Origin of the sequence: Methanolobus sp. ZRKC4 (assembly GCF_045291305.1) — an archaeon.
In the GTDB taxonomy this organism is placed as follows: domain Archaea; phylum Halobacteriota; class Methanosarcinia; order Methanosarcinales; family Methanosarcinaceae; genus Methanolobus.
Genome location: NZ_CP146983.1, coordinates 1,254,214 through 1,266,108 on the forward strand (window position 1 = coordinate 1,254,214; position 11,895 = coordinate 1,266,108).

The following is an 11,895-nucleotide window of genomic DNA, read 5'->3' on the forward strand; positions in this document are numbered from 1 at the left end:
GGTGGACATTTTTGAAGACTACTTTTACGTCAGTTTCCTTTCGTTTTTTTCTGTTAATTGTTGCTCTTGGATTGATAATTCTTCCTGCTTCTGCAGCAGGCAGTGTTGTATTTTCTCCCTCTGCTACTAATTTCTCCTTTCACACAGGTGAAACTGTTAACTTTTCAGTTGATGCTGCCCTGTCATCAGATGTAACCTGGTTGCTTGATGGAGTCATTGTACAGCAGGATTTTTTATGTAACTCCTCTATATATTCAGCTTTAGAGGATGAAGCTGCCTCTTATAATCTGACAGTCATTGTTGATGACGGTACTGATATTTTAAATAATACATGGTGTCTGGAAGTCATTCCTGATTTTGACGTGGTCTTTTCACCGGATTCTGAAGGTCTAAGTTCCAGGCTTGACCGTGCACCTGAATTTTCAGTTAATATAAGCGAAACTTCAGATATTATATGGTATCTGGATGATGAACTGCTCAGCACCTATAATGATGCAAATAGTTCAAGCTGTATTCCATCTGTTTCCGAAACAGGAAATTATAGTCTTAAGGTCCATGTTTCCAATGATAATGGCAGTATATGGAAGCAATGGTACTGGGTAGCTACGTCAACACCTTCTCAAATAATATCAGGAGGTAGTGGTGGTGGAAGCTCTTCAGGTTCTGTTTCTTCAGGTGAAGATTACAGTAATATCAAAGTAAAAGATGTCAGCATGCAGGTAGTTAACAAGGGTGTGACCACAAAGTTTTCATTCCCTGATGGGCAGAATCCTATAGATTCTCTTGAATTTAATTCGGCTGTCAATGCAGGTTATGTTAAGACTACAATTGAAGTTCTGAATAACAGGTCATCATCTGTTTCAGAAAATCCTGATGACGTCGTTTATTATTATGCTAATATCATTACTGGGAAGACAGGGCTGGAAAATAAAATGGATGATACTCGCATTATTTTCCATGTTGGTAAGAAATGGATAGATGAGAACAACATCGATGTTGATTCTGTGCGTCTGAACCTGTACAGTAGCTCTAACTGGAAATCGTTCCCTGCCAAAGTTGTGAATGACAGTAGCGGTAATATCTCTTTTATGTCAACAACAAGTGGGTTCGGTAGTTTCGCTATAACTGGCAAAACAACTGAGACTTTTGAAGACGATATAGTTGTTGTGGATATGGGGGGAAACAGCATGGAATATTCATCTGATAAAGGTTCTATAGATTCAGTAAATGGGACAAATTTCGAGTCTGAAAAAGAAGACGTCTTAAAATCTGTTCTGCGCTCCATGACAGAATTATTTATAAAAAGAAATCCTGTAGATAGTTAGATTATTTGCAGGTAAAAGTATGGCATTAACTACGAATTCCAAAGTATGGAGCATAATGCTCATCGTGTTTGCATTTTTGACTACATTTTTTATTATACTTTTCCATTTTGAGAATTTGTTCATTGTTCTTATCGTTGGTTGTATCCTTGTTCTTGTAACTGACAGAACTCTTATTGAATTCAATAAACATTTTGGGCATAAATCCCTGTGGGTCAGAAGGATATATGCGATCACGGTTGTTATTTTTGTTTTCCTTTTATTTTATCTACTTCTACTGGGTCAGTTGTATGATATGGGTAATTTGATAAGCAGTTCTCAAAAGCAATATGAAACAGGTACCTCCGACATAATTTCAAATTATGGATACTTACTCTCTTCTCCAGATGGGAGGCCGATCCTTTCTGCCGACGATCTGACGTCCATTGGTGATTATATATTCAATTTTCTTTCATCCATATTTTCGAAATTATCTTATTTCATTTTCACCGGTTTGCTTGTTATACCTTTGATGTTCCGTATCTATTTCTCGAAAAAGGATGTGATGATCAGGGAGTTGATTGAGATTTTTCCGGTGAAATATCAGGAAAGTGTAGATCTGTCAATTTCAGATATTGGAAAAAGACTTCGTGATTTTTTCTCTGCCAAGATACTTGAAAGTGTTATTGTAGGATTTATTTGTTGCATTGGTTTCTATCTTGCAGGCATCAATGGCTGGTTTTTCTTGGGTGCCCTTGCAGGTTTGCTTAATATCGTGCCATATATAGGTCCGATAATTGGGGCTATTCCGGCAGTGATAGTTGGCTTTATTGTCAGTCCTACCATTGCATTGTTTGCAGTCATTACTGTTATCATTGCCCAGCTTGTGGATAATCTCTACCTGATACCTTTCATGATATCAGGAAAAGTAGCTGTAAATCCTTTGCTTAGTATCCTGTTGATCCTTATCTTCGCCGATATGCTGGGCGCTCTGGGGATGATACTTGCTATTCCTATATATATTGTTTATAAGGTAGTATTAACTGAGTTTTACAATGAACTTTTGAATATATATCCTGATGACTGAATTAATCAGACTTTAATCAGAATACTGTCGTCACTGTTATCTTATATTTTATTAAATCAGTCAGAAAAAGTAATAGTGAATCTGAACCCGACTTTGGGGTTTATAGAACAGCAGATTCATTATTTTATTAATTTATTCGGTTTTAAGAGTGTAAAAAAGGAAAGTAAGCTTACATCGTGCTTACAAATTCTCCTTTTCCTACTTTTTCCATAATATTGCCAAGGCGTTCTTTGCCTGGTTGTGTTCTGTGTTTGAGGAAATGTAAGCGGACACTCTCAACGATCTCAGGAATTTCATCGGGGGTGCAGAATGATTTCAGGAGAATTCCCTCTGTGGGTCTTCTCGCACTATTACCGCCGATCCAGACGGAGAATCCACGTTGACCTTCAATGGCACCTTCGTGCGGACAACCCCGGACACACCATCCGCAATTGATACAGAGATCGCGGTCTATTACAGATTTACCCTTTTCAATGGAGATAGCATTGACCTTACAAAGTTCTTCACATCTGCCACAACCGGTGCATTTGTCCAGGTCTATTGTAGGGTAGAGTTGACCTATGATGCCAATATCATTGTTATGTGCACGAACACAGTTATTGGGGCAACCTGCCACACCTATCTTCATTTTATGTGGCATGTTCTTCTGGGCGAACAACATTGTAAGCTCATTAGCCAGGTCTTTAGTATTTACAAGACCTTCCGGACAATATGTATTACCCGGGCATGCTGTTGCATAACCCATTCCGATGGTGTTCAGGCCGCTTGAGTATATTTCACTCATAAGTTCGTCTACGTCCTCACCTTTTACACCCTGTATCTCAATACTTTTTCGCGAGGTAAGTTCAAGAGTGCCATCTCCATATTTCTCGGCAAGTCTTGTAACTTTGGCCATATAGTCATGATTCACTATACCTGAATTTGTTTTTATCTTGACAAAATTCGTTCCATTAACTTCAGGTCGCACACCTGGATAATCCCGTACCCAATAGTGGTTTACCGGAATCTCAGCGTCAAGACGTTTTTTGAGTTCCTTCTTGAAGCGTTCCATCTTGATACTGGCAAACTCTTCGATCTGATCAGTATCAATATCTGCTGAAGTTTCAATATATCCTGCTTTTTCTGCTTTCTCAAGAAGTTCAAGTCCCTTCATATTTCTTGCAATGAGGGTTGTCCATCCCATTGAGCTGCCAGCATAGCCTGCTGAGATATCTGCTACTTTTGAAACAGCATCACGGCATACACGGCATCCTTCCCATACGCAATCATGCAGATCCTTGATGTTGAACTTAAATTCATCTTCATCTGTGTTCACTATGAGTTCATCCAGGCGTATGGCATACTTTTTGACCTTGCTTAAATCTACACCTGCATCCATGAGGTAAGAGGATAATTTTTCAAAATTGAAATTCTCCATACAGAAAAGACCTATAACGTAAGGTACATTTGGCAGTGATGTCTTTTCACCGTTCATTCCAACTTCTATCGGGTGAACATTAAGTCCTTTGAAGAATTGTGTTCTTCTTGCTCCATAGGTTTGACAGGGTAAACCTACCATTGCAACATTGTCGAGTTCATCCCCTATGTGACGAAGAGCACTCATAACAGGTATGGTTGAGTACTTGGCACCTTGGGATTCTAACAGTTCATCTTTGTTAGTTACAATTCGGACATTGGGTTTGGATAATCCCGCAATGATGGAAGCACCATCTATGAGTCCATTATCAAAGCAGTATGCAAGGAGGGCTGTAACAGCTCCGCCATCCTGTCCATTCTCTAGTATCTGTGGGTCTGTTGCACGTGCAGCAACTATTCTTTCATATTGGCCAATGAGTGTCGGTGGCCTTGCTTTGAAATTAAATACATTCATAGAGATACGCGCTGCATCTGTCATCACTCTCTGGCAGACATCTTTGCATGCACCTTCTCCATTTCTGTAGCATTCATCTTTTATTTTGGCACCATTCTCATCAAAATCGATGATATCATATGGGCAAACTGCAGCACATGCACCACAAAATGTGCACATGCCTTTATCCACGACTGCATCTTTTAGAAACCATTTGTAATTATCTGACATAAAATCACTCTTCGTATTTTCTCATTTTTCGCTTGATGTGGGTTTAACATCTTAGTAGTGGTATCAGTGATGATTTGATTTTCAGTATCAATGACCAATAAAATAACTGGAAATTGATATTCCGATAAGTTTTCCCTTATATCCTAGACTTATGCTTCAAATTCCTCGTGGCACCAGCGATACCTCGCTTTCAAAGTTTTGAACAAGGCAACAGATTTCTTCAAATACTCCTGCAGAGCATTATGACAATACCTTATTGGTACATCATTTCAAAAGAAAGATGTATGCAGCCTATTTGTTTGTCAGTATTCACGACAACTGGGATATTTTCTTTGTATTGCTATCTAATTCTGGCAATATTTTGGATTTTTGAGTAAGGATCTCAACATATCTGTTTATCGTGTTTTTCTGCTATATTATACACAAGTGGGAGGAAATATATAAGCAAAACCCAAACCATTTAAATACTAAATTGATAGTTGCTATGTTGCTCATATGATTATCTTTCCTAATTCGGTATTATTCAAATTTTCTGTATTTGGGTGGTAAACTTCATATATCAGTTGTGCATACTATGTGCACATCCGTAGTAGTGCATGCTTTGTGCACATCCAGAAACATGTATACTGCGTACACACTTACATCATAATCTTTTATTTAATAGGGGAGATCACAGTGAACAACGAAGAAATTCAGAAATTAGGGAAAGAACTCATAGACGTACTTAAAATCGATACTTCTCCGGTTGCTGTACGTCTTGTTAAGGCCGATGAGGAAATTCCTGAAGGAATTCCTCATATAGATGAAAATACGAGGCATTGCCAGATGGTAGACAATGTAAGAAGGCTGGGTACGCAGTTCTACGCTTTGCTTGATGACCAGAAGTGCAAGGGCGGGGCTGCTGTAATGGGTCTGATGGAAATGAATCCAAAACTTAAGTCTGGTGAAGTTTACTACAACCTGAACCACTTCAAGACCCTTGATTCTGCAAAGACAACTATGGACAAGGTACCTATGGTCCCTGCAACTTCTATCAAGGCTGTTGTTTATTCCCCTCTTGAGAAAGCTACCTTCATGCCTGACGTGATTCTCATCATTACTAATCCCAAGAAGGTAATGGAATTATCACAGGCGTTGCTTCACAAATCAGGAGGTCGTATAAACGCAGGCTTTGCGGGTAAGCAGAGTATCTGTGCAGATGGAGTTGCTTATCCATATCTTACCGGTGAGGCCGGAGTAACCGTTGGTTGCAGTGGAAGCAGAAAATACACTGAGATACAGGAAGAGGAAATGATAATGAGCATTCCTGTTGGCATGCTGGCTGATATGGTAGAATCTGCTAAGTCCATGTTTGGTACTTACGCCTGCTGATAAGCAATATTTCAGTTATGTAATTCAGTACTGCTGTATGTACTGAATTTCTTGGTTTTAATTCATTAAAAATTAAAAAATCCAGTATTCTATTATATGTTATTGCAGCTCTCCCAGAGCTGTCCGGTCTCAGGATGCTTTACAATATTTATCTTCTGTGTTTCTTCCGTATTTACAAATGGTTTGTGACATCTTAGATGTCTATGGAATAGCCGGCGAATATCTTTACAAATTTATCCTGGTACATTTTTCTTATAGCATCTTTATGCGATGTACAATGTCCTGCACCTATCAGTTGCATATTTTTGAATAATCCATATTCCTGGCTGTCATGTAAACCACCAAAGATGCCAGTTACATCGCCAAAAGAAGATGCAGCTTCTATTATTGGGGAAAGACCTGGATGTGCGCAGCCAGTAAGGACATAAAGGCCGTTTTCAGATTTCAGCACCAGAGATTGTTCTTTTATATCTTTCCCAAGTTCTCCTGTGGTGTAGATATTATTGCATATTTCCTGAGGAGCCTTTATTCCATACAGTTTTCCATTTCCTTTTGATGCCATCTCTTTTTTGAGATTGGCTGAAAAACTTGCAGGTACATATATATTAACATCCGGATTTTCATTTAGAAAAGTGCTTACACCGCCCATATGGTCCCAGTGTTGGTGAGAAATGATGAGGATGTCGATGGACTTCGGATCAATGGATAACTTATTCATGTTATCAAGAAGTATGTGGCCATCCCACCCTGTATCAAAGAGTATGTTATGCTCATCTGTTTCTATTAAGCAGGCAAATCCCCATCCACTTTGTAAGCCTTCGTTTGCTTCATTATCGTAAATAACGGTTAATTTCATTCTATAGCCTCAAAATCAGTCAGTAATGCCGAAAACATTTTTCAGGTAATAACCTGAATAGATTACACCTGCCGGGTTATGTGCAAGCACACGGTCCTTGACTATAAAAGTTGTAACCGGAGCAGCTGAATGCTGGGTGAATAAAATATCATGGCCTATGCAGAGGCCTATGATGATGTTTAGCTGTGTTTTCTTCTTTTCAAGCATCATTGCCTGACCTATTGGATTACAGGTTGGGTCAAAAGTTTCAGGGTGGAGTTTTTCGAGGTCATAGTCCTCTTTGTTAATACTGGAAACCTTGCAGCACACAGAGAATACATTAAAATGCTTTTCCAGTATTTTTTGAACTATCTTTGCTTCTCTTTCCATACCCACACAGAAAGCAAGACCTAATCTTTTGTATCCCATTTCTTTTGAGTATAGGATTATTTCTTCCAGTCTTGTTTTTTGCATATAATACCGGGCTTCGATGGCAGCTGAAGTTTGCATTGATTCAAGTTCAGTTCCTTCATAATTGATATCATCAGTTATGCCTGCACAGTCCTTGCCTTCACGGCACATCTTATCATCGCAGTAAGCACATTTCATTCAAAAACCACCAGAGTGACCTAAGCTAAGTCATATGGGGGAGTATATTCCCTCATATGAGATAAAAGGAATGGGTGTTGTGTCCAACCCTTTCCTTTAAAGAAACTTAAGATCACTTTGGTCTTGCTTTTTGCATTGGCCCGTCGTGTATTTTATCAAGAGATTCAATCATTTTCTCGAGGTTTCCATAAGGAATTCCTGCAATCATTTCGTCTTTTCCTATATCTGTGGATCTGCGACATCCGTAGCATCCGAGGCTCATATTCATTTTTCCTGTGAGGAGAGGAATAATTGTAGAATCCACGCATGTGGCCTGGAAAGCTGCTGTGCTGAAGTCCTGCCTGCCTCCTTCAAAGAAGGTAGCTGCGGGAACAAGCCAGTAAAGTGTCTCAGGAAGATCCACCAGGATCACTACATCAGGTTTGATCTTAAACTCCTTCAGTGGACCAACGACTGTAGCGATTGTACTGCCTTCTTCCAGTTCGCTACGTTGGGATATCATATTTGCTGCAGCGTCGGCACATTCGAACATGCCTAGGTTCGCATGGAAATCACCTTCTTTTACTTTGGGAGGTGTTGGCATCAGGCCCATGCTGGAAGCACCAACCACGCAAGCGTGTTTGTCGGCAGGAATAACAAAAGATTCTCCGTTTTTTGCTTGCATAATTGATTGGCAGTGCCTTATATTGCTGTCAGGTTCGTCAAATCCGTCAGGAATCTTTTCTCCCTTCTTTATTATCTTTACAGCAACTGGTTCATGTCTAAGTTCGAGTATTTCTGTGAGTTTTTCTGATATTTCAGTATTGTTCATGTGATCAACTTCTTGAAATTATATAATGAAAATTGTTTTAGTAGAATATTTATCTTTCTAATTTAATTCTGTTGATAGCTATGTGTTCGATATCGGGATTGGTTTCTTTTTACTAATACCTTTTTGCTCTATTGAGAATAAATATATAAGTAATTGGGTTATCTTTTTATTTCATGAGTACTATACGAATAAAACCATTTGTTTCTATTTGTATGAATCTTTGTGCGCAATAATAAGAAAACAATCATAAACCCAGGGGGAAATTTGATGAAAGTATGTGTAACAGCTACATCGGCTAGTTTTGATGCTCCTGTTGATCCTCATTTTGGAAGATGTTTGTACTTTGTGCTCGTGGATACAGATTCCATGGAGTTTGAAATTCTTAAAAACAAAAGAGGATTTCGATATTCCCTCATTTTAGATCATTAAAGTATTCAAACTCAATTATATCCTCTCATTTTTTATCATTTTGTTTAATTTCTCTTCATTAATCCTTATTTTTAGTATAGCTCCCGCTATCCTAAATTACTCCTTTGGTTTTTAGTGTCCTCAATTGATGCAGATTAAAACAAAAAGCTGTCATCAACATTTTTGCATTCACTCTTTCTACAGTTGTAACAAGAACCTTTCTGGTTTTAAATATTTCTTTTGTCACTGCATACACTCTTTCGCAAGGGACTCTTTTCACACTTATTCTTTCATTTCTGAGGATATCCATTATTCCTAAAGGATGTCCTCTTACAGCTCGTTGCATTGTTGCTGCAAAACCTTTTGCTATTGCTCCAAAATATCCTTTATCTCTATACACCACTTCACCCTTTTCAGACAGATCAACCTGTGAATCGTGAAGTGATGCAGTTGTTGTCTCAAATCTTCTGATTAGTTCATAATCCTTATCAATAATTGTATGAAGTTTGTATCCAAAGTGAGATTTACCATTTTTCTTAGTCCAGGTTCCATCTTTGCTTCTTCTTGTTTTCGCATCTTTTCCTCTGAGTACATCTGCTTTTGCATGTCCTGGATCTGAGTGAATAAAAGTTGCATCCTGGATCATTCCTTTTTTAATCTTCAAACCAAGAGCATCAAGCTGATTCTGCATTTCATCCCACACCGCTTTTTCTTTACCATTGTCGATAATTCTCTTCCTGAATGACCAGACAGTTGTACTGTCTGGTACATATTCAGGAAATCCCAGGAATTTCCTAAAGGATATCCTGTCAATACACTGCTTTTCAAGCTCAGCATCAGAAAGACCATGCCATTGTTGCAGAACAAGCATCTTGAACATTACAATAACATCAGCTTCAGGCCGTCCGCCTGAAGCTGTTCTGTTTATGTACATTGACTCCAGAATAGGGCGAAAAGGCTTCCAATCTACTAAATATTCAATTTCAGCAAGCTTATCTCCGACAGATTGGAGACGCTTATATTCTTCATTTAAGGCAAAATCAGTAAAAGAATCCATAATAGTAAATTTGCTTTGCTATTATTTAAATTTTATTGAATTGTATGAGTATTGATGGTAGTTTATCGAAATCCTCAAAAGTACTTCCGCTTCAGATGGTGCGGGTATTCAGGCAGCTCAGATGATTCTCAACAGAGAGATTGATATAGTCATTACAAGATTTGTTGGATTAAATGTTTTCTCAATGCTATCTTCAAAAGGCATAGATACTTTGCTTTTCACTACAGGTTCAGTTGCAGATGCAATACAGGCTTACAAAGATAATGATCTTGAGAGGCTTGAAAGCCCAAATTCACCGGGAAAAGACTTTTCAGGCGTTCAAAAAAGGGAATACAAGAGGCCAAGAAAACAGATATAACTCCTTATAATGATCATTCAGAAATATGAATCATTGCTTTAGATGCTGCAGAAATAAGTCAGTCCAAAGTCATTGATAGAAAAAGCTGTTCTTGCCTGATCCTGCGTTTTGGAATTGGCTATAGAATTTGATTGTCTGGTTCTGTATAAACAAAAGAGTTGTGCCATTGACACAGACTTAGAGTGCTTCCTGTACTCTGTTAAAAATGAGATTTGCAATGAGTCTGTCGCTTCCAAGAGGTTTGGCATAGACAATCTTTACTTTTTGTCCTTCAAATTCGATCTCACCTTCGTTGGTTTCAGGATCTAGCTTAAGCATCTCTGGAATATCCTCGGTGAGATGTACTCCGGATGCAAGGAATATGGGTGTTGCAGCTATTTTTGTTACACCAGTTCCTTCAAAGGACATGAGTGCTTCTTCAACAGTAGGTTCACTGTGCTCTACAAAGCCTACTTTGATAACATATTCCGGATACTTTTTTGAGATCATATTAGCGATCTCAGTGACTACCTGGTTATTGTATGGTAATTTGCTGCCGTGCCCAATAGTTAAGATTCCAATTTTTTCGCTCATAATGTGCTCTTCCTTCTGGAATATCATTAGCAATAAAGTATATATCTCTTTTCAAGAAGTAACACGTGTGAATCAAAAAATTTACCACATATAATACAAAATATTTTCGCTTCTGATGATAGCATAAGCGAATCATTGAAACAGGTTCAAAATTCCTGTCCATGATTATTTTTTTTCATATATATGCATTGATCTGGCAATTCAGATTATTTCTTCTTTAATCCAGAACATAATATACTCGATAAAACCAGAATCTTTGTTGGGTTGTTCTTTCGTTATCGTGAAACCATTTTTTGTGTAAAAATCAACAGCCGGTTTATTGTCTGCATAAACTGCCAATTCCAGATTTGAACTAAGAAACTTACAATATTCCAGCAGTTTCTGACCAATACCCTTCCCCTGGTGTGCCTCTAAAACAAATAATGCACCAATGAATGAGTTACCAATAACGCTTATGAAACCTTTGATCGTACCGTCTTCTTTGTAAACAAAGGTCTTAGAAACAGGCAGATATTCTTCTTTAACAACATTATAGTTTTTAGTCCAGTAATATTCAGGTATAAAATAATGAGCAGCAATATTGGTCTTCAACCAGATATCCATAATGATATCTATTTCAGAATTCTCTAATTGCTTGATCATTGTTATCTTTTGAACAGGAACTGTTTGTCATAGGTGGACTGACCTGATATGCAAATTCATTCATGGAAAATGCACAAATTCAAGATGCAGTGATTTAAAAAAGATGTTGTGATTTCTTCACAACAAAAAGAATACTGTGTCTATGACACAGTCTTAGAGAACTTCCTGTGCTCTCTTGAAGATAAGGTCTGCAATGAGACTGTCACTTCCCAGAGGCTTTGCGTAGACGATCCTGACTTTGTTTCCATCAAGTTCGAGTTCACCCTCGTTTGTCTCAGCATCCAGTTTGAGAATTGCAGGAATGTCCTTTGTGATGTGTATGCCTGATGCGAGGAAGACTGGTGCAGCAGCGATTGTTGTTACTCCTGTGCCTTCGAAGGACATGAGTGCTTCTTCAACTGTAGGTTCGCTGTTCTCCATGAATCCTGCTTTAACTATATATTCAGGGTGAGACTCTGCAATCATGTTTGCGATCTCTGTTACAACCTGGTTGTTGTATGGTAATCTGCTGCCGTGCCCAATAGCCAAAATTCCAATTTTTTCACTCATAATGTTACCTTCTTTCAAAATGATAGTATTATTCTTAATTGCATTTGTGTTACTTAATGCGGGTGTACTAGGGAGGTTATGTGATATAATGGTTTTGTTTGATTTATTGAAGCTGATGTGGTCTCAAATATGGATTTTGGAATGTTTCTAATATTTTCCATATTTTTTTACTGATTAATATTTAGGATTTTAACTTAGTAGCTAATATTCAATT

The 11,895-nt window shown here is 38.1% G+C and carries 13 protein-coding genes; 5 read left to right on the plus strand and 8 right to left on the minus strand.

Going from position 1 to position 11,895, the window contains the following annotated elements:
* Positions 1-11 precede the first annotated feature (11 nt).
* Together V7O67_RS06600 and V7O67_RS06605 are read left to right on the plus strand one after the other, a co-directional pair.
* Complete coding sequence (locus tag V7O67_RS06600; RefSeq protein WP_342305638.1) at positions 12-1,325, plus strand: PGF-pre-PGF domain-containing protein; 1,314 nt, start codon at positions 12-14, stop codon at positions 1,323-1,325.
* Between the two features lie 19 nt (positions 1,326-1,344).
* Positions 1,345-2,388 (plus strand): AI-2E family transporter, encoded by a 1,044-nt coding sequence (locus V7O67_RS06605; protein WP_342305637.1) that lies wholly within the window; start codon positions 1,345-1,347, stop codon positions 2,386-2,388.
* 169 nt (positions 2,389-2,557) lie between these two features.
* Here V7O67_RS06605 and V7O67_RS06610 read toward each other — a convergent pair whose 3' ends face one another.
* A complete protein-coding gene (locus V7O67_RS06610; RefSeq protein WP_342305636.1) occupies positions 2,558-4,468 on the minus strand; it encodes a Coenzyme F420 hydrogenase/dehydrogenase, beta subunit C-terminal domain in 1,911 nt (636 codons plus the stop codon).
* Between the two features lie 675 nt (positions 4,469-5,143).
* Between V7O67_RS06610 and V7O67_RS06615 the strand changes: the two genes are divergently transcribed.
* Entirely contained in the window at positions 5,144-5,839 is a 696-nt protein-coding gene (locus V7O67_RS06615) for a DUF169 domain-containing protein (protein WP_406656901.1), read from the plus strand.
* A gap of 193 nt (positions 5,840-6,032) precedes the next feature.
* On the opposite strand, the gene V7O67_RS06620 is transcribed toward V7O67_RS06615, so the two are convergent.
* The 3 genes from V7O67_RS06620 to V7O67_RS06630 all read right to left on the minus strand — a co-directional run bounded on the left by V7O67_RS06620 (position 6,033) and on the right by V7O67_RS06630 (position 8,094).
* Complete coding sequence (locus V7O67_RS06620) at positions 6,033-6,695, minus strand: MBL fold metallo-hydrolase (protein WP_342305634.1); 663 nt, start codon at positions 6,693-6,695, stop codon at positions 6,033-6,035.
* A 15-nt stretch (positions 6,696-6,710) separates the two neighbouring features.
* Positions 6,711-7,283, minus strand: a complete 573-nt coding sequence (locus V7O67_RS06625; RefSeq protein WP_342305633.1) for a DUF1847 domain-containing protein — start codon at positions 7,281-7,283, stop codon at positions 6,711-6,713.
* 112 nt (positions 7,284-7,395) lie between these two features.
* Complete coding sequence (locus V7O67_RS06630) at positions 7,396-8,094, minus strand: DUF169 domain-containing protein (RefSeq protein WP_342305632.1); 699 nt, start codon at positions 8,092-8,094, stop codon at positions 7,396-7,398.
* A gap of 267 nt (positions 8,095-8,361) precedes the next feature.
* Between V7O67_RS06630 and V7O67_RS06635 the strand changes: the two genes are divergently transcribed.
* Entirely contained in the window at positions 8,362-8,523 is a 162-nt protein-coding gene (locus tag V7O67_RS06635) for a NifB/NifX family molybdenum-iron cluster-binding protein (protein WP_342305631.1), read from the plus strand.
* Between the two features lie 91 nt (positions 8,524-8,614).
* On the opposite strand, the gene V7O67_RS06640 is transcribed toward V7O67_RS06635, so the two are convergent.
* Positions 8,615-9,559, minus strand: a complete 945-nt coding sequence (locus tag V7O67_RS06640; RefSeq protein WP_342303665.1) for an IS5 family transposase — start codon at positions 9,557-9,559, stop codon at positions 8,615-8,617.
* Positions 9,560-9,629: 70 nt separating this feature from the next.
* Between V7O67_RS06640 and V7O67_RS06645 the strand changes: the two genes are divergently transcribed.
* Positions 9,630-9,917: a NifB/NifX family molybdenum-iron cluster-binding protein gene (locus tag V7O67_RS06645; RefSeq protein WP_406671431.1), complete on the plus strand. Its 288-nt coding sequence runs from the start codon at positions 9,630-9,632 to the stop codon at positions 9,915-9,917.
* Positions 9,918-10,094: 177 nt separating this feature from the next.
* Here the strand turns inward: V7O67_RS06645 and cfbA (V7O67_RS06650) are convergent, their stop codons facing one another.
* The 3 genes from cfbA (V7O67_RS06650) to cfbA (V7O67_RS06660) form a co-directional block, all read right to left on the minus strand.
* Positions 10,095-10,517 carry a sirohydrochlorin nickelochelatase gene (cfbA, locus tag V7O67_RS06650; RefSeq protein WP_406656908.1) on the minus strand — a complete coding sequence of 141 codons (423 nt, stop codon included), beginning with the start codon at positions 10,515-10,517 and terminating at the stop codon, positions 10,095-10,097.
* 174 nt (positions 10,518-10,691) lie between these two features.
* Positions 10,692-11,132, minus strand: coding sequence for an N-acetyltransferase (locus tag V7O67_RS06655; protein ID WP_342305629.1), 441 nt, complete (start codon positions 11,130-11,132; stop codon positions 10,692-10,694).
* Positions 11,133-11,285: 153 nt separating this feature from the next.
* Positions 11,286-11,681 carry a sirohydrochlorin nickelochelatase gene (cfbA, locus tag V7O67_RS06660; RefSeq protein ID WP_406656909.1) on the minus strand — a complete coding sequence of 132 codons (396 nt, stop codon included), beginning with the start codon at positions 11,679-11,681 and terminating at the stop codon, positions 11,286-11,288.
* Positions 11,682-11,895: the final 214 nt, after the last annotated feature.

Bases quoted from the DNA above. Each gene is read 5' to 3' on its own strand.
- V7O67_RS06655 (WP_342305629.1), bottom strand. From the start codon at position 11,132: ATGATCAAGCAATTAGAGAATTCTGAAATAGATATCATTATGGATATC.
- V7O67_RS06640 (WP_342303665.1), bottom strand. From the start codon at position 9,559: ATGGATTCTTTTACTGATTTTGCCTTAAATGAAGAATATAAGCGTCTC.
- V7O67_RS06635 (WP_342305631.1), top strand. From the start codon at position 8,362: ATGAAAGTATGTGTAACAGCTACATCGGCTAGTTTTGATGCTCCTGTT.
- V7O67_RS06625 (WP_342305633.1), bottom strand. From the start codon at position 7,283: ATGAAATGTGCTTACTGCGATGATAAGATGTGCCGTGAAGGCAAGGAC.
- cfbA (WP_406656908.1), bottom strand. From the start codon at position 10,517: ATGATATTCCAGAAGGAAGAGCACATTATGAGCGAAAAAATTGGAATC.
- V7O67_RS06605 (WP_342305637.1), top strand. From the start codon at position 1,345: ATGGCATTAACTACGAATTCCAAAGTATGGAGCATAATGCTCATCGTG.
- cfbA (WP_406656909.1), bottom strand. From the start codon at position 11,681: ATGAGTGAAAAAATTGGAATTTTGGCTATTGGGCACGGCAGCAGATTA.
- V7O67_RS06620 (WP_342305634.1), bottom strand. From the start codon at position 6,695: ATGAAATTAACCGTTATTTACGATAATGAAGCAAACGAAGGCTTACAA.
- V7O67_RS06610 (WP_342305636.1), bottom strand. From the start codon at position 4,468: ATGTCAGATAATTACAAATGGTTTCTAAAAGATGCAGTCGTGGATAAA.
- V7O67_RS06630 (WP_342305632.1), bottom strand. From the start codon at position 8,094: ATGAACAATACTGAAATATCAGAAAAACTCACAGAAATACTCGAACTT.